Genomic DNA, 16,156 nt, shown 5'->3' with positions numbered 1-16,156 from the left:
TAGTCGGTGGTTGAGTTCACGTTCATTCCTAAGGTCGGTGCGAATCAAAAAAAGATGGTCTAGGCCGGGCGGATCATGGCCATGCGGGTAGTGGTGAATTCCTCGATGGCCCAGCGCGGACCCTCCCTACCAACTCCGGAGTCCTTCACTCCCCCATAAGGCATGATGTCGGAGCGGAATCCGGGAATTTCGTTGACCACCACTCCGCCCACGTCGAGTCCATTGGTGGCCTCGAAAGCAGATTTTAGGGAGCGGGTGTACACCGACGCCTGAAGTCCGTACCGGGACTCATTGACCAATTCGATGGCCACCGCCATGCTGCTCACCGTCTCCAGGACAACAACGGGACCGAAGATTTCCTGGCACCAGAGCGGCGAGGTGTGGGGCACGTTGGTCAGCACGGTGGGATAAATCAGCGACTCCGGGTCAGCCCCTGGATCATCTAGGCCACTTCCCACAGCTGCGGTCTGCGCCACGATGCGGGCTCCCTCGGCAAGGGCCTGCGCCACCCATGAAGTGATCCGCGCCGCTGATGCCAGGTTGATGACCGGGGCAACCCGCGTGGCCATGTCACGCGGATCACCCACCACAACCTCGGGCATTCGCTTGGCGAGCTTGTTTGTGAACTCTTCGGTGATCCCGGACAACAGGACCACGCGTTGGACGGAGATGCAGGCCTGTCCATTGGCATAGAAGCCACCTCGGATGACGGCGTCCACGGCCGCGTCCACATCGGCGTCGTTGTCAACAATGAGGCCGGTATTGGAGCCGAGTTCCAGGACGGCTTTCCGGGGCGCAGCCGCCCGGGCGATTTGATGTCCCACTGCAGCGGAGCCGGTGAAGGATACAACGGCGGCCCTCGAGTCACCCACGAGGGTCTCACCCACCTCCACACCGCCATTGACCATTTGCACGGCAGCGCGGGGCAGGTCATGGGTAGTCAAGACGTCACGAATGAGCTCCACCAACAGCAGCGTTGCCAATGGTGTATCCGGTGAAGGCTTCACGACAATGGGGCAGCCGGCAGCCAGCGCTGGGGCAATCTTGTGGGTGGCCAGCAGGACTGGGTAGTTGAAGCCGGCAATTCCAACCACGACGCCGGCCGGTCGGCGAGTGTAATAGCCGAGCATACCTTCGCCCAAGGGCTGCAGATCCAAGGGGACGGTCTCTCCCGTTGTCCGAGAGACCTCCTCCGCGGCAGCCGTCCAGGTAGTGAGGGTGCGCGCCATCTCCACTGCGCAGTCCACCCTTGGCTTACCTGTTTCCAAAACCAGGAGGCGCACAAATTCCTCGGACCGTGCGTTCAACTTTTCGTGAATGCCCATCAGAAGCGCCCGCCGCTTACCCGTTCCCGCTGCCGCCATGGCAGGCAGGACGGCGGCGGCCTCGTTCATGGCCAGTGCGGCACTTGCGGCGTCTCCCACGGGAGCAGTGCCAATGATGGAACCGTCGAAGGGAAAACGAATGTCCGCATGCGCCGAGGCCGCAACGCCTGATTCGCCAATGGGCAGGTTGTGACCGAGAAGTTCAAGAGACGGGTTGGCGATGGTCATCGCACTTCCTTTCCAACGCCGTTGTGGTTCGGAGGGGTGGTACAGGATGAGATTCATCCTAGCTATCGAGTGGTCTTACCAGTAACATAAGCAGACTACTAGCGAAACATGGCGGAGGCAATGGATATGACGGGCAAAACGAATTTGACGCACAACCAGCGGCACTATCGCTTGGCCGTTGTGCCAGGGGACGGGATTGGTCCGGAAGTAACCCAAAGCGCACTCACCGTCCTGGACGCGGCGGAGCAGCTATTCGGTTTCACCACCGAACGTGATCACATTGCCGCCGGCGCGAAACACTACGTAGCCACCGGGGAGCTCTTCAGCCCCGGCATCGAAGAACGGCTGCGCGCCAATGACGCAATCCTGTTTGGCTCCATGGGTGATCCCTCCGTAGCCCCCGGAATATTGGAGCGAGGATTCATCCTGACCATGCGCCAGGCTTTTGAGCAGGCCGTAAATCTCCGCCCAGTTCGCCTTTACCCAGGTGTCAAGACGCCGATCGCAGGCCTGACACCCGATCGCTGCGACCTGGTCATTGTCCGGGAAAACACCGAGGGCGCGTACGTTGGCCGAGGCTCAACGGTGCATGCCGGAACACCCAACGCGGTAGCAGTCCAAGAATCGGTGAACACCCGCGCCGGAGTTGAGCGCGTGGTGGACTACGCCTTCAGGCTGGCATCCGCCCGACGCAAAAAACTAACCCTTTGCCACAAGACGAATATCCTTGTCGAGGCCGGCAAACTGTGGCAAGACACCGTGCATGACTTGGCCGCAAAGTACCCTGATGTTGAACTCGACTATGTTCATGTGGACGCCATGTGCTTCCACCTGCCGATCGCCCCGGAACGCTTCGACGTTGTTGTCACGGACAACCTCTTTGGCGACATCATCACGGATCTTGGCGCGGTCATCCAGGGCGGACTGGGTGTAGCCTCGAGCGCCAACCTCAACCTCGATGACAGCGCCCCCAGCATGTTCGAGGCCATCCACGGATCAGCCCCGGACATTGCGGGCAAGGGCTACGCCAATCCGGCGGGCGCGATCCTGTCACTAGCCATGTGCCTGGCCCACCTGGGTGAAGACAAAGCCGCTCTCGCAGTGGAATCGGCCACAGTCAATATTCTGGGAACCATGGAGGGGTTGAGCGGCCCGGACATGGGCGGAAACACCCAAGAAATTGGTCAGCGCGTAGCTGAGGCACTGAAGGAACTTGCCGCCGGGGATCAACCGCTTCTGGCCGGCATGTCTGTCATGGAGGGAATCAAGGCCGCGGCAACGGCCTAGGCCCCGCGCACCAGGCAACGACCCATGCCGTGGGGCCCACCAACAGTGTTGATGGGCCCCACGGCAAAACATTGCACCGCTAGGGTTGACCGACGAACCCGTCAGCGAGGTCCAACACCTCGTCGAGAATCGCCAAACCAGCAGCGGTGTCCTCCATGCTGGTGTTGCACGGCGGGACCACGTGGATGCGGTTGAAGTTGGCGAAGGGCAACAAGCCGCGCTCCTTGCAGGCTGCGATAAGTTGGTTCATCTCGGGGCTTGAAGATCCATAGGGGGCCAACGGTTCCCGAGTTTCCCGGTCCTTGACCAATTCGATGGCCCAGAAAACGCCCATTCCGCGCACTTCACCCACGCAGACATGACGCTTGGCGAAGCCGGCCAGTGCCGGAGCAATGACCTCGGCACCCAACTTGGCGGCGTGGTCCACCATGCCCTCGGATTCCATGGCATCGATGGTGGCCACGGCTGCGGCGGTGGCCAGCGGGTGCCCGGAGTAAGTCAGCCCACCCGGATAGACGCGTTGGCCGAACGTGGCTGCGATGTCCGGGCTCATGGCAACGCCGCCCAGGGGCACGTAGCCGGAGTTGACGCCCTTGGCGAAGGTCAGCAAATCAGGAACAACGTCAAAATGGTCAACGGCAAACCACTTGCCTGTCCGCCCGAACCCTGTCATGACCTCGTCAGCGATGAACATGATTCCGTATTTGGTGCACAGTTCTCGCACCCCCTGCATATAGCCTGCCGGCGGGACGTAGATCCCCGCCGAACCAGGAATTGATTCCAGAATCAGGGCAGCGATGGTTGCCGGTCCTTCGAAAGCGACCATCTGTTCCAGATGTTCAAGGGCGCGCTGACTTTCTTCCTCCTCAGTTGTTGCATGGAAGCTGGTCCGGTACAGATAGGGCGGGAAAAAATGCACAGTTCCGGTGCTGGCCGAATCGTTGGCCCACCGCCTCGGGTCACCTGTCATGTTCACCGCCAGCTGGGTGCCACCGTGATAAGAACGGTAGGCCGAAAGAACCTTGGGCCGTCCGGTATGCAATCGGGCCATGCGCACGGCGTGCTCGTTGGCATCGGCGCCGCCATTGGTGAAAAAGATCCTGTTCAACTCCCCCGGGGTGCGTTCGGCGATGAGCCGGGCAGCCTCGGAGCGGGCCTCATTGACGTAGCTTGGGGCGATGGTGCACAGCCTGGCTGCCTGTGCGGAAATCGCCGCCACCACGGCCGGGTGCTGGTGGCCAATATTGGTGTTGACCAGCTGTGAGGAAAAGTCCAGGTACTTTCTCCCATCCCCGTCCCACACCCACGATCCTTGAGCGGCCGCAATGACCATGGGATCCAGCAGGTCCTGAGCTGACCAGGAATGGAATACATGCTTACGGTCGAGCTCATACGCTCTCCGTGCTGCAGCGGCGTCCACCGCGGGAGCTTCGGTGGGTGTGTTCTGATTCGCCACGTTAAGTGTCATGTCCTTCTCCAATGATTGAACGTAAGGGATGTGGTTCACGCGTTTTGTGGGAATCCGAGGTTGATGCCGCCGTGGCTTGGGTCTGCCCAACGCGTGGTGACAGCCTTGCCGCGGGTGAAGAAGCTGACGCCTTCGGTTCCATGGGCGTGCGTGTCACCGAACAGTGAATTCTTCCACCCGCCAAAGGAGTAATAGGCCATGGGAACAGGGACGGGGACGTTGATGCCAACCATGCCGACCTCAACCTCGTTCTGGAAGCGGCGGGCCGCCCCGCCGTCATTCGTGAAAACTGCAGTGCCGTTGCCGTAAGGGTTTGCGTTGATCACTGCAAGTGCCGCATCAAAGCTCTCTACACGAAGGACGGAGAGGACCGGGCCGAAGATTTCATCCTGATAGATGGACATGCCAGTGGTGACGTTGTCAAAGAGTGTGGGGCCAATAAAGTAGCCGTCACCTTCCGCGTCCGGGGTGACGGTCCGCCCGTCAACCACCAAGGTGGCGCCAGCCTCTTCACCGGCGTCGACATAGCCGGTGACCTTGTCCCGGTGGGCAGATGTGACAAGGGGACCCATGTCGCAGCCGCGCAGTCCATCGCCGGTGCGGAGGGCATTGGCGCGCTGGGCAATCTTGGCGACGAGCCCATCGGCGATCCCTCCCACGGCCAGAAGCGCCGAGATGGCCATGCACCGTTCACCGGCCGAACCGAATCCGGCGTTGATGGCGGCGTCGGCGGCAAGATCAAGATCGGCATCAGGCAGGACGATCATGTGGTTTTTCGCGCCACCGAGTGCTTGCACACGCTTGCCGTTGGCAGTTGCCGTTTCGTACACGTACTTGGCGATCGGCGTAGATCCGACAAAGGAGACCGCTTTTACATCCGGGTGGGTCAGCAGGGTGTCCACGGCAACTTTGTCACCCTGAAGGACATTGAACACGCCATCGGGCAACCCAGCTTCCTTCCACAACTCCGCCATCCAGCCGGCCGCCGTCGGAACTTTCTCGCTGGGCTTGAGTATTACAGTGTTGCCGGCCGCAATTGCCAGCGGGAAGAACCACATGGGCACCATGGCCGGAAAATTGAAGGGGCTGATGATGGCAACCGGACCCAAGGCCTGCCGCACGGAATGAATGTCTACCTGGGTGGACGCGTTTTCCGTATAGCTGCCCTTCATCAGGTGAGGCATGCCACAAGCAAACTCAACCACTTCCAGACCACGGCTGACTTCTCCCAAAGCATCGTCAAAAACCTTGCCGTGTTCGGCGGTGACAATGGCGGCCAGCTCACCCTTGCGGGCGTTGAGCAACTCGCGGAAGGAGAAGAGGATTTGGGTGCGGCGGGTCAGCGAGGTGTCACGCCATGCCGGGTAGGCCGTCGTTGCCGCGGCCACGGCGGCCTGAGCATCCTCGACGCTGGCCAAGGCCAACTCGGCAGTGACCTTGCCGGTCGCCGGATTGGTGACGTGCGTTCTGCGCTCCCCCGCCGGTACATAGCCGCCATTGATCCAGTGCGAGATCGTCTTCAATGCTTCTCCTTGAGTAAATAATGAAAGGAATGGTTGTTGCGTCATGGCAAGTCTTCCTCCCCGGTCGACGCAATATAATTAGCATCCTGTAAGAACATTCGATCCCTGATTTACACTGTGTAAATGCTGCCTACCATTCGCTCCATTCTCGAGCTCACTATTCTCCAAGCCGCAGCCCCATCTGTCCTCGGTGGCGCAGCCGCCTTGGACTCCGCTGTGCGCTGGGTGCATGTGAGCGAACTGCTGGATGTGACTGACCTGCTCTCGGGCGGCGAATTGGTGCTGACCACCGGCCTGGAGCTTGAGAAGGACCCCAATCTGGCCACGGAGTATCTGAGTTCCCTGGCCCATGCGGGTGCCGCCGGCCTCATTGTTGAACTCGTGGGTGACCGCACACGCAGCCTTGTTGCCCTGCGGGACGCCGCTGAGGACTCAAAATTTCCGGTGATCGTCCTCGAGCACCGGGTCAGATTCATCGCCATTACTGAGACAGTGCACCGCATGATCGTGGCCGAACAGCTGGAGCAGGTTGAGCGATCCCGTGACATCCACGAGGCCTTTACCCAGCTCAGCTTGGACAGTGCCGGGACGCAAGAGGTCGTGGAGCAGGCTGCCGCCATGATCGGCGCACCCGTGGTCCTGGAAGATCTCCACCACCTGGCACTGGCCCACGCCGCCCAAGGCGTGAGCACGTCCGTGCTGCTCCAGGACTGGGAACGACGTTCTCGAACCACTCCTTCCCACCCCGGTTCGGGAGGCGCCGGCCCAGAACAGTGGCTGCAGGTTCCAGTAGGGGTGCGAAACCAGCTGTGGGGGCGTTTGGTGGTGCCGATGCCGCCGGTGGACGTCACTGTGGCGCTAATGGTCTTGGAGCGGGCGGCCCAGACGCTGGCCATCAACAGGTTGGCCGAACGTGACCAGCGTGAACTCTCCCAACAAGCCCAGGCCGGCCTGTTCAACATGCTGCGCAATCCTCGAGGGCTCAGCGAAGCCGAAGCCGTGGCCCGTGCTGCGTCACTGGGGCTAAAACGCTCGCCATTCTACGTTCCCGTTGCTTTCCGCGCTGCACAGTTCGGAACTGACCGGTCCGCCAAGGCAAAGGTGCAGCGGGACCCACTGGCCGCCCAGCAGGCTGAAAGAGCCCTCCTTGAGCTCTTGGCCCTCTCGGTGAAATCCATGTCAGGCAGTGCCCTGACGGCGAGCATTCAAGCCGGGTCCGTCGGCATGATTCTTGCCCTGCCGGCCAGCCAGCTTGAGGACGCCACCTTGGAACGGCTGGCGCAGTCCGTGGCCGCCCACGCAGGTGAGGGGTCAACGGTGTGGACCCTCGGCGTCGGGCGCCTGCGGGGAACTCTCTTGGATGCGGCCGGCGGCATCGATGAAGCCGCGCACGTGGCGGAAACAGCCGCGACACTCCCCGATCCGGCCCGGCTGTTTTATCGGAGTACTGATGTCCGGCTCAGGGGGCTGCTCGCACTATTGCGCGACGATCCCCGCGTTCAGCAATTCGCCGAATCCGAACTTGCCGGCATCCTCGAGGCCGAGGCACAGGGGCGGACCGGGCTTTTGGATTTGTTGGGCCGCTACCTTGAATCGGGCGGCAACAAGGCCGCGCTGGCCCGCAGCGGCTATCTCAGCCGGCCAACGCTGTACGCCAGGTTGGCTCAGCTGGAACGGCTTCTCGGCACCGGGCTGGAAGACGCCGAATCCCGCACCTCGTTGCATGTGGCCCTGCTCCTGCACCGTCTGCGTGGCGACTCCGTCCTATGACTAGGAAGTGAGAGAAACGCCCTGACCGGTAGCCTGTGCCTTGTTGGTGGCTGACCAGATCGACAGCAGGTGCAGGGCTTCCTCCGTGGCGGATCCCGGCTCGGCGCCGTAGACAATTAACGACTGCCCCACATCGGCCGGCAGGTCCATGACCTCAAAGGTCAACTCCAGGTCACCCACAACGGGGTGATGCAAAGCCTTGGATCCGGTGTCGTGATACCTCACATCATGGGCAGCCCACAGCGAGGAAAATTCTTGGCTTCTGGTGGACAACTCGCCAATCAAATCCTGGAGGCCGCGATCATGGGGGTCACGGCCCACCTCCGTCCTAAGGTTGGCGACAATGTCTGCTGCAGCCTTGTCCCAGTCCTTAAAGAACTCTCGGGCTCCATCGTTGAAGAACAGGTACCGCACGGTATTCACGGTGCCATTGCTGTCTGCGTCGGCATAGACCTCCGAATAAAGGGCCCGACCCAGGTCATTTGCCGCCAGCAGGTCTCGGCGATTATTTCTGATAAACGCTGGGGCATCCGTGAGCCCGTCGACGACTCGCTGCACGGCCGCCCGAACATTGTGCGACGGCGTGCTGCGTCGCCCCGGCTTAATGGTCGCCGTGCTCGTGGCCAGGTGAAAGAGATGTTCCCGTTCAGCTTCATCAAGTTGCAATGCTCGAGCCAAGGCGTGCAGGACACCCTCGGAGACGCTGCCAAAATTGCCGCGTTCAAGCTTGGTGTAGTAGTCCACGCTCACGCCAGCGAGCATGGCAACCTCCTCGCGGCGAAGCCCTGCCACGCGGCGGTTGCCACCGTAGGCCGGCAGCTTGGCTTGGGCCGGCGTGATTTTCGCTCGGCGCGAGGACAAAAATTCCCTAATTTCATCGCGAGGTTCCATAAAGAGCAACTTTACGCGGCACCGGAACACCAAGGGAGGGCCTGCCAGTACCTGCCGGGCCATGGCAGGCTCAGCACGATCTTGCCTTTGGCCTGTCCGCTGCTCAGACGTTCCACGGCGGCTGGCATCCGTGTAAAGGGGAACACCGCATCCACCACGGCCCGGACGCGACCATCTGCCACTGCCGGAAGAATCTGTTCGCTAACGCCCGCAAGCAAATCCCCAATGACTTCGGACGGGTTGAAGCCATAGGAGACGGAGCGCAGGCTTGTCTGTCGGACGGCCAAACCGTAGAGGTTGACGGGTGCAACCGCACCGCTCAGGCGCCCCACGCTGATAATTTGCCCGCCACGACGCGTGGCTGGAACGGTCGCATTCAGCATCTCGCCGGCGACGTGGTCCAGCACCGTGGTGACGCCTAGCCCATCTGTCGCTTCCAAGACCTGGGCCGCCCAGCCTGCGCCGCCGGGTCCAGCGCAGTTCGTAACGATGACCACGTCAGCGCCCAGGCCCTCCAGCATTGCCCGCTTACTAGCGGAGCGTGTAGTTGCGATGACGGGCATCGCACCCATCAATTTGGCGATTTGGACCCCGATGAGTCCGATTCCCGAGCTTGCCGCAGTAATGAGCACCGAATCCCCGGGGCCGGTTCCGGCCAGGCTCAACGCACCAAACTCGGTGAGGAGCGCCGTGGGCAAGGGTGCCGCTTCTTCAAAGCTGAGTTCTCGAGGAATCACGATCACGTGGCGGTGGTGAACCAGCACGAATTCGGCAAAAGCGGACGGGGCAGTGCCCGCGACCCGCTCCCCTATTATGGCCGGGTCAACCCCGCTTCCCACGGCGACCACCTCGCCGCTGAATTCATATCCGGCGATGTGGTCCTCGTCGCGTGGAGTCAGGTCGGCGTTGTTGAGCGCCACGGCTCGTGTCCGGATAAGAAGCTGGTCCGTTCCTGGAACTGGAGACGGACAGTCTTCGAGCCTGATGGGCCGATTTCCGCCAGCTACGCAGGCCTTCATCATGGTGGACATGGATTGGACTCCCTCCTCCTTGGGGTGGTGGTTGATTGCGGCCCTCTAGCGGCGGCGAGCCGCCGGGACCAGTTCGTTGGCACCGTAGCTGTTGTCATCGGGATTCAAGGTGCGCCCCGGTGCCACAATCTCATCGATCCGATCCAAGGTTTCAACTGAAAGCTTGATCGTGGCGGCCGGCAGCTGGGAGAGAAGTTGTTCCATGGTGCGCGGGCCAATGATCGCCGAGGTGACACCCGGGTGGTTGATCACAAACGCGATCGCCAGCTCAATCAAGGTGATCCCGGCATCATCGGCCACACGCGCCAAAGCGTCCACGACCTCGAGCTTGTGCTGGTTTGCCGGGCTCTCCATGTTGAAGCGGGCCTTCGGCCGTGCCCCCGAGGCAGGGACGGGTGCGGCGTCCTTGCGCCATTTTCCGGATAGCCAGCCTCCGGCCAGCGGGCTGTACGTCAACGTTCCCATTCCGTGCCGCTGAGTGGTGGGCAGGACGTCTTCCTCGATGCCGCGGACAAGGATCGAGTATGGCGGCTGTTCGGTGACGAATCGGGCCAGCCTGCCATCCCGTGCAGCCGTCTGGGCCTCGACGATCTGGCTCCCCGAATACGAGGAAGACCCGATGTAACGGACCTTTCCTTGACGGACCAGGTCGGTCAGGGCCCCCAAAGTCTCCGCAACATCCATTCCCACATTAGGCCGGTGGACCTGGTAGAGATCAAGGTAATCCGTGCCGAGGCGGCGCAAGGAATCCTCCACGGATTGCATGATCCATTTGCGGGAGCCACCGCCGCGGTTGGGTTCCTTGCCCATGGGCATGAAAAACTTCGTGGCGAGGACAACGTCATCACGCCTGCCCTTGAGCGCCTTGCCGAGAATCTCCTCCGATTCCCCATCAGAGTAAACATCGGCCGTGTCGATGAAGTTGATGCCGGCATCGAGGGCGTGGTGAATAACCCGGATCGAATCGTTCACATCCGTATTTCCCCATGCGCCGAACATCATCGTGCCCAAGCACAACGGGCTGACCTCAACTCCGGTACGTCCCAACAGGCGGTAATCCATGGTGTGCTCCTTCTATGTCTGGAAAGCTCAGGTCTTTGAAGTACTCAGTGCGTTCAGGTCCTGGCGGACGCGGTCGGGTTCGGCGCTCGGGGGCATGTTCGCCCGATCCCGCACACCGTCGATTGAACCTTCGGTGTCCTTCTCCAAGGCAGCAAAGACTGGGTCGAGGCTCGGTTGGGCCGGACCGTGCTCGGCCACCAGCTCAAATGTCAGGTGATTCGCGTCGTCGGAGGCCAGACTATCTACCAAGACGCGGGCAATCTGGTGCCGGGCAATGACGCCGTCGGAGGGGCCTCCCGCCCGACGATTGTCGCCCTGGAGCATCGTGATTTCCAGTTGCGCATCGTCGTTGTAGTCGAACCAGCCGGGGCGCACGATCGTATAGTCGTTGCCGCTGGCTCGGACCAGACGTTCCCCGCGCCGCTTCCAATCGTGGGTTCCTCCGGGCACTGTGACACCGATGGAGGTCATCAGCGCCATCCGCACTGGCCGGCCGCCAAGAGCCTCCAACACGTTTTTCACGGCTCCGTAGTCGACAGCTTCGGCCGCGACGGCATCGCCATAGGCCGAACCCTGTGTGAAAACGACAGCATCAACGCCGTCGAGCGCTTCGGTGAGGGTTTCGGGGCGGGTCAACTCACCCACCACCAGGATGGCGGCCGCGTCAAGGCGGCTGGCCCGCGACGGGTTGCGGACCAGGGCCCGCGTTTCGTAGCCCTGGCGGACGGCTTCGGCGACAGCATGCCGGCCCACGCTACCGGTGGCCCCGAGGATCAGTACGGTGCCTTTGCCTCTTGTGAGGCTTCTGCCCCGGGTCATGCTTCCGGGATTTCCCGGCCGAAGGCCGCCAAGGTGATGGAGTCGGGATCCGGTCCTCCGCGCACTCCGGTATCCAGTGCGGCCAGGGCGGCCATCTCCCCCGCTGTCAGTTCAAAATCAAAGACGTCGAAGTTCTCGGCGATGCGCTCGGCCCGGACGGATTTGGGAATCACGGAGTGTCCAAGCTGCAGTTGCCAGCGCAACATGACTTGAGCAGCGCTCTTGCCATGCTGTTCGGCAATGGAGAGGATCGCCGGATCGTTGAAGGTGCTCTTGGCATGATCGCCACGGTAGGAGGTGATGCCACCGATCGGGGACCAGGCCTGGGTGAGGATGCCAAGGTCACGGTTGGCGCTTTGCACCTCCGGTTGGGTGAAATAGGGGTGCAGCTCAACCTGGTTGACCGCCGGAACAACTGTGGTCTGCTCGCGCAGCGCGCCGAGGTGCTGTGGCATGAAGTTGCTGACGCCGATGGCGCGCACCAGTCCGTCGGCCAACAGCTTTTCCAAGGCTTTGTACGCCGCGATGGTCTTCTCGAAGTCGGTGGAGAGGGGCTGGTGGAGGATGAACAGGTCCAGCTGCTCCACCCCGAGCTTGCCTGCGCTCTTGTCAAAGGCGTGCAGGGTTTCCTCGTAGCCGTAGTCGCTGATCCATACCTTGGTTTCGATAAAGATCTCCGAGCGGTCAATGCCGGAGCGGCGGATGCCTTCACCTGCCTCGCGTTCGTTGGCGTAGGCTGCGGCCGTGTCTATGTGGCGGTAGCCGGTCTCCAGCGCCGTTGCGACGGCATCGGTGGTGACCTCGGGCGGAGTTTGGAAGACGCCGAGCCCAATGGCGGGCATGGTCACGCCGTTGTTGAGTGTGATGTTCATGGTTTTTTTCCTGATTCTGTGGTTCGTAGGTTACGGGCGGATGAGGACTTTGATCGCCTGACGGCTGGCCATGGCCTCATAACCGGCCGGAACCTCATCCAAGCCAATCGTGCTGTCGAATACCCGGCCCGGGTCGATGGTTCCATCGAGCACCAGCGGCAAGAGTTCCTCAATGTACGCACGGGCGGGAGCGACGCCGCCGGTGAGGGTGATATTGCGCATGAACTCGCCGAATCCCAGCGGGACGTCGGAGAATTGCGGCGCCCCAACGCGGCTGATGACACCGCCATCACGGACCACTCCCACTGCCATTTCGATGGCGGACTTGAGGCCAACGGCCTCGAGGACGACGTGCGTGCCGTCACCGTTGGTGAGTTCAAGTACCTTGGCGATACCCTCAGTGCCGCGCTGCGCCACGACGTCCGTGGCGCCGAACTCCCGGCCCAGGTTGGTCCGTGCTTCGTGGCGGCCCATGAGAATGATGCGTCCGGCACCCAGAAGCTTCGCGGAGATCACTGCCGACAATCCCACCGCGCCGTCGCCGATCACCGTGACGCTTTGGCCGGGCACAATGGCGGCTTTCTTGGCTGCATGGTATCCGGTTGACATGACATCGGAAAGGCTCAGCAGCGACGGGATCAGGGTCTCATCGAAACCCGCGGGAACCCCCACAAGGGTGCCCTGAGCCTGGGGAACACGCGCATACTCGCCTTGGCCGCCGTCGTCCGTCCCGCCCCAGTGGGCGCCGTTGCGGCAGGAAGTTTGCAACCCTTCGAGGCAGAAATCGCAGTGGCCACAGGAGGCAACAAACGGGGCAATGACAAAGTCACCCACAGTTAATCCGGTCACGGCCGGGCCAAGTTCGGTCACGACACCGACAAACTCGTGCCCGATCCGTGCACCGTCAGCAGTTGCAGGCTTGGAGGCGAAGGGCCACAGGTCGCTGCCGCAGATGCAGCCTGCCACGATCCGGACAATTGCATCGGTGGGTTCCTTGATGGTGGGGTTGGGGACATTTTCCACGCGCACGTCGCCGGCGCCGTAGATCAATGTTGCTCGCATTACAGGAATCCTTTGCTCAGTTGTGAATTGCTTTCAAGTCAACACCCGCAATCAAAACTGTGGGAGTCCTTGTTGATCGGGGTACTGGTGGAACCCCGCACGGATTGCGCACTCGGCAACGGCTAGGGGGTGGTTCCTTCATTGACCATGCGGAGGCCGTTCAGGGTCCGCGGGTAGCCAATATATGGCAGCAGCGCGGTGAGTGTGTCGATGAGCATGGCGCGGGTGTTGCCGACTCTCAGATTTGCCGTGACGTGACCTGCAACCTGCGGTTCGCAGCCGCCCAGTGAGACAAGCATGGCGAATGTCAGCAGCTCGCGCGTGGGCACGTCGATTCCATTGCGGGTGTAGTGGTCGCCGAAACAATTCGCCGCGAGGAATTGCTGAAAGTGTTGCTGGTCTGCCGGCGCCCCTGCATTCAGGCTTTCAACACGCTCGGGTCCCACGATGAACTTTTGCACCGCCAGCCCAGCTTGGGCCCGGGTTTCAGGCGTCGTGGTGGATTGACCGGGCAAAGGCAGTTTGATGCCCTTCTCGGTGAGGATCTGGTTGCTCGCGTTGATGAAATCTAAGGTCTTGGCCATGCCCGCATAGGGGACCGCCTGATAAACAATTTCCTTTATTTCCACCGGCGTCACACCGACCGCCAAGGCTGCGCCAACCATGACACGAAATTCACTTTGCGCCTGCGCTGCGATCATGGCTGCCAGTTGCACCATAAGCCGAGTCCTGGGCGCCATGTTCGATTCGGCCAGGACGTGGTCAAAAGCGAAGTTGTCGAAGTATTCAATGAGCTCAGGATCGGTCTTTTCCAGAGCGGAAATATGCCCCGGGAACATTTCGCTATGGTTCTTCACTGCTTCAATACTTGGTGCCATGGGGCTTCTCCTACGCTGGGTGACTCGGGTATTTCCTTCCGAGATTTCGAGCGTAGGCGGCGCCTGGATTTTAAGGGAGACCCTGTCAGAGCCCCGTTCCGCTTGTGCTACCGGCCCTTGGCGCGAAAGCGTCCGCTCAGGGCGTGAGCGAACAATGCTACGCACACGATCACGCATAGTGCCGCACCCAAGGCAAAGGTCTGGGTAATTCCAGTGTTGGTGGCATGAAGATCTACCGAGGTGTGGGCGGCGAGAATGGCCGCAGCAACAGCGGTACCAAAGGAACTTCCAATGGTTCGCAGAACTTGGTTAAAGCTCACCGAACTGCCCAGCTCTTCTGTAGCCACGCTGCGGGCAATCAATGCTGGCATGGCCGCGTAGCTGGCCCCCATGCCCAACCCAAAGACGAGCATGCCCACCAAGATCTCCCACAGCTCGTCGTGAAAGAGCCACAGCATGGTCCCGGCAATGGCCATGATGGCAGCACCGACGGGCAGCAGAGTAGTCAGCGAGATGTGGCGAGCCAGGCGGCGCACCAGACGATTCGCAGCGAAGCTGCCCACCGACAACGGAAACATGACAAACCCGGCCCAAAAAACGGGCAGGGCCATCCCGTAGCCTGTGGATGCCGGGGCTTGTGCCACAAGGCTGGAAATGGACAAGCCAATGTACAGCGCGGCGCCGAGCCCGATCGCCGTGAGGTTGGCCAAGAGCACCTCAGGGTTTTTGAAGACCCGAAGGTTGATCAGGGGATGCTCTGAGCCCAGTTCGCACCGTACCCAAACCCATAGAACGACGGCGGAGAAAACTATGGTGCCGATGGTCCAGGGTGCCCCCCACCCCCACGATGGTCCCTCGCTGATGCCCAGCAACAAGGTTCCCAATCCCAGTCCGAGGAGGCTCGCCCCGGTGCCATCGAAGGGTACGCGCGGAGCCTGGATGTCGGGTCCTTGAGGCACTACGCGGACAACAACAGCAATGGCCGTCACCACGAACAAGGCGGCAAACCAGAACGCAAACCTGAAATCGAAGAGGCCGGCAATAATGCCTGTCAGTGGGTAACCGATCCCAATTCCAGTGGCCACTGTGACAGACAGGCTTGAGATGGAGGCCTGCACCTTTGTTGCCGGGACATAACGGCGGGCCAGTGAAATGGTGACCGGTACGATTCCATAGCTCAATCCTTGGAGGGCACGTCCAATCAGGAAAATGGTGAAGTTCGGCGCCACTGCGGCGATGATGGAGCCGATCAGGATCAGCGACAACGCAACCAGAAGGAGCTGCTTCTTATGTGGCCCGTCGCTGAGCCGGCCCATGACCGGTGTGGCAATGGCTCCGGCCAGCAGGTTGATGGTGAGCATCCACTGGGCCGTGCTCACGGGAACGTTCATTTCCACCGCGATCGACGGCACCAAGAGCATTCCCAATGAACTGACAATGGCCGTGGACAGGGCCGCATAGACAAGTGCCGGCACCAATCGGACGGAGGGGCTACTCATGGGGATTCTCCATCCCGAGCTTTGCCAGGACCGGGATGGCGGCCTGAAGGATTTCTCGCTCACGATGAGTGAGTTGCTCACTGACGGCCTGGTTCAACCACACATTGCCGGCCATCTGTTCCTCGGCAAGTTTTTGCCGCCCGGAATCCGTTAGGTGGAGCCACACCTTTCGCCGGTCGTCTTCATCCGGGGTCCGTTCAACGAAGCGCAGCGCCAACAATTCACGGGCTGCCAGCGAAATACCCTGCGGACTCACATGGATGGCGAGTGCCAATTCTGAGGTGGTCGCCTTGTCTTGATCGGCCAGGTAGCGCAAAATGCCGAGCTTCCCGGAAGAAATGGTGCGCTCGGCCTGAAGCTTGCGGAGCAGTGGGCGCAAGACGTCGAGAAGAGCGCGTGTTGAGAACGATTGGGTGCGGGGATGATCGGCCATGGGGCAAC

General features: G+C 61.3%; 14 protein-coding genes. 2 read left to right on the top strand and 12 right to left on the bottom strand.

Annotated features, from left to right (window positions below):
• Window positions 1-59: 59 nt before the first annotated feature.
• Window positions 60-1,553: an aldehyde dehydrogenase family protein gene (locus tag BLV41_RS06375; RefSeq protein ID WP_074711050.1), complete on the bottom strand. Its 1,494-nt coding sequence runs from the start codon at window positions 1,551-1,553 to the stop codon at window positions 60-62.
• 126 nt (window positions 1,554-1,679) lie between these two features.
• Here BLV41_RS06375 and BLV41_RS06370 point away from each other — a divergent pair, with 126 nt between their 5' ends.
• Window positions 1,680-2,840, top strand: coding sequence for a 3-isopropylmalate dehydrogenase (locus tag BLV41_RS06370; RefSeq protein ID WP_139244235.1), 1,161 nt, complete (start codon window positions 1,680-1,682; stop codon window positions 2,838-2,840).
• A 79-nt stretch (window positions 2,841-2,919) separates the two neighbouring features.
• Here the strand turns inward: BLV41_RS06370 and BLV41_RS06365 are convergent, their stop codons facing one another.
• Both BLV41_RS06365 and BLV41_RS06360 read right to left on the bottom strand, forming a co-directional pair.
• The gene (locus BLV41_RS06365) at window positions 2,920-4,308 is read right to left on the bottom strand and encodes an aspartate aminotransferase family protein (RefSeq protein WP_074711048.1); all 1,389 of its coding nucleotides are present in this window, start codon (window positions 4,306-4,308) and stop codon (window positions 2,920-2,922) included.
• Window positions 4,309-4,343: 35 nt separating this feature from the next.
• Entirely contained in the window at window positions 4,344-5,831 is a 1,488-nt protein-coding gene (locus tag BLV41_RS06360) for a CoA-acylating methylmalonate-semialdehyde dehydrogenase (RefSeq protein WP_074711047.1), read from the bottom strand.
• A gap of 123 nt (window positions 5,832-5,954) precedes the next feature.
• Between BLV41_RS06360 and BLV41_RS06355 the strand changes: the two genes are divergently transcribed.
• The gene (locus BLV41_RS06355; protein ID WP_074711046.1) at window positions 5,955-7,601 is read left to right on the top strand and encodes a PucR family transcriptional regulator; all 1,647 of its coding nucleotides are present in this window, start codon (window positions 5,955-5,957) and stop codon (window positions 7,599-7,601) included.
• On the opposite strand, the gene BLV41_RS06350 is transcribed toward BLV41_RS06355, so the two are convergent.
• From BLV41_RS06350 to BLV41_RS06310, 9 genes are all read right to left on the bottom strand, one after another.
• The gene (locus BLV41_RS06350; RefSeq protein WP_074713145.1) at window positions 7,602-8,492 is read right to left on the bottom strand and encodes a helix-turn-helix transcriptional regulator; all 891 of its coding nucleotides are present in this window, start codon (window positions 8,490-8,492) and stop codon (window positions 7,602-7,604) included.
• Between the two features lie 11 nt (window positions 8,493-8,503).
• On the bottom strand, window positions 8,504-9,523 hold the full coding sequence (locus tag BLV41_RS06345; protein WP_074711045.1) for a quinone oxidoreductase family protein: 1,020 nt from the start codon (window positions 9,521-9,523) through the stop codon (window positions 8,504-8,506).
• 45 nt (window positions 9,524-9,568) lie between these two features.
• Window positions 9,569-10,585 carry an aldo/keto reductase gene (locus tag BLV41_RS06340; protein ID WP_074711044.1) on the bottom strand — a complete coding sequence of 339 codons (1,017 nt, stop codon included), beginning with the start codon at window positions 10,583-10,585 and terminating at the stop codon, window positions 9,569-9,571.
• 27 nt (window positions 10,586-10,612) lie between these two features.
• Complete coding sequence (locus BLV41_RS06335) at window positions 10,613-11,404, bottom strand: SDR family oxidoreductase (protein WP_074711043.1); 792 nt, start codon at window positions 11,402-11,404, stop codon at window positions 10,613-10,615.
• Complete coding sequence (locus BLV41_RS06330; protein ID WP_074711042.1) at window positions 11,401-12,276, bottom strand: aldo/keto reductase; 876 nt, start codon at window positions 12,274-12,276, stop codon at window positions 11,401-11,403. Before BLV41_RS06330 ends, BLV41_RS06335 begins: the two co-directional genes overlap by 4 nt.
• Window positions 12,277-12,306: 30 nt before the next feature.
• Window positions 12,307-13,338 (bottom strand): alcohol dehydrogenase catalytic domain-containing protein, encoded by a 1,032-nt coding sequence (locus BLV41_RS06325; protein ID WP_074711041.1) that lies wholly within the window; start codon window positions 13,336-13,338, stop codon window positions 12,307-12,309.
• A gap of 122 nt (window positions 13,339-13,460) precedes the next feature.
• Window positions 13,461-14,216: a carboxymuconolactone decarboxylase family protein gene (locus BLV41_RS06320; protein WP_074711040.1), complete on the bottom strand. Its 756-nt coding sequence runs from the start codon at window positions 14,214-14,216 to the stop codon at window positions 13,461-13,463.
• 107 nt (window positions 14,217-14,323) lie between these two features.
• Window positions 14,324-15,715, bottom strand: a complete 1,392-nt coding sequence (locus tag BLV41_RS06315; RefSeq protein WP_139244233.1) for an MFS transporter — start codon at window positions 15,713-15,715, stop codon at window positions 14,324-14,326.
• Complete coding sequence (locus BLV41_RS06310; protein ID WP_074711039.1) at window positions 15,708-16,148, bottom strand: MarR family winged helix-turn-helix transcriptional regulator; 441 nt, start codon at window positions 16,146-16,148, stop codon at window positions 15,708-15,710. The genes BLV41_RS06315 and BLV41_RS06310 overlap by 8 nt, the downstream gene beginning before the upstream one ends.
• Window positions 16,149-16,156: the final 8 nt, after the last annotated feature.

Source organism: Arthrobacter alpinus (genome assembly GCF_900105965.1).
In the GTDB taxonomy this organism is placed as follows: Bacteria; Actinomycetota; Actinomycetes; order Actinomycetales; family Micrococcaceae; genus Specibacter; species Specibacter alpinus.
This window is presented reverse-complemented; position numbering and strand designations above follow the sequence as displayed.

What these genes read in the sequence shown, in the direction of transcription:
- BLV41_RS06350 (WP_074713145.1), bottom strand. Translation starts at nt 8,492, where the DNA reads ATGGAACCTCGCGATGAAATTAGGGAATTTTTGTCCTCGCGCCGAGCG.
- BLV41_RS06370 (WP_139244235.1), top strand. Translation starts at nt 1,680, where the DNA reads ATGACGGGCAAAACGAATTTGACGCACAACCAGCGGCACTATCGCTTG.
- BLV41_RS06345 (WP_074711045.1), bottom strand. Translation starts at nt 9,523, where the DNA reads ATGTCCACCATGATGAAGGCCTGCGTAGCTGGCGGAAATCGGCCCATC.
- BLV41_RS06365 (WP_074711048.1), bottom strand. Translation starts at nt 4,308, where the DNA reads ATGACACTTAACGTGGCGAATCAGAACACACCCACCGAAGCTCCCGCG.
- BLV41_RS06325 (WP_074711041.1), bottom strand. Translation starts at nt 13,338, where the DNA reads ATGCGAGCAACATTGATCTACGGCGCCGGCGACGTGCGCGTGGAAAAT.
- BLV41_RS06315 (WP_139244233.1), bottom strand. Translation starts at nt 15,715, where the DNA reads ATGAGTAGCCCCTCCGTCCGATTGGTGCCGGCACTTGTCTATGCGGCC.
- BLV41_RS06335 (WP_074711043.1), bottom strand. Translation starts at nt 11,404, where the DNA reads ATGACCCGGGGCAGAAGCCTCACAAGAGGCAAAGGCACCGTACTGATC.
- BLV41_RS06355 (WP_074711046.1), top strand. Translation starts at nt 5,955, where the DNA reads ATGCTGCCTACCATTCGCTCCATTCTCGAGCTCACTATTCTCCAAGCC.
- BLV41_RS06375 (WP_074711050.1), bottom strand. Translation starts at nt 1,553, where the DNA reads ATGACCATCGCCAACCCGTCTCTTGAACTTCTCGGTCACAACCTGCCC.
- BLV41_RS06340 (WP_074711044.1), bottom strand. Translation starts at nt 10,585, where the DNA reads ATGGATTACCGCCTGTTGGGACGTACCGGAGTTGAGGTCAGCCCGTTG.
- BLV41_RS06310 (WP_074711039.1), bottom strand. Translation starts at nt 16,148, where the DNA reads ATGGCCGATCATCCCCGCACCCAATCGTTCTCAACACGCGCTCTTCTC.
- BLV41_RS06330 (WP_074711042.1), bottom strand. Translation starts at nt 12,276, where the DNA reads ATGAACATCACACTCAACAACGGCGTGACCATGCCCGCCATTGGGCTC.
- BLV41_RS06320 (WP_074711040.1), bottom strand. Translation starts at nt 14,216, where the DNA reads ATGGCACCAAGTATTGAAGCAGTGAAGAACCATAGCGAAATGTTCCCG.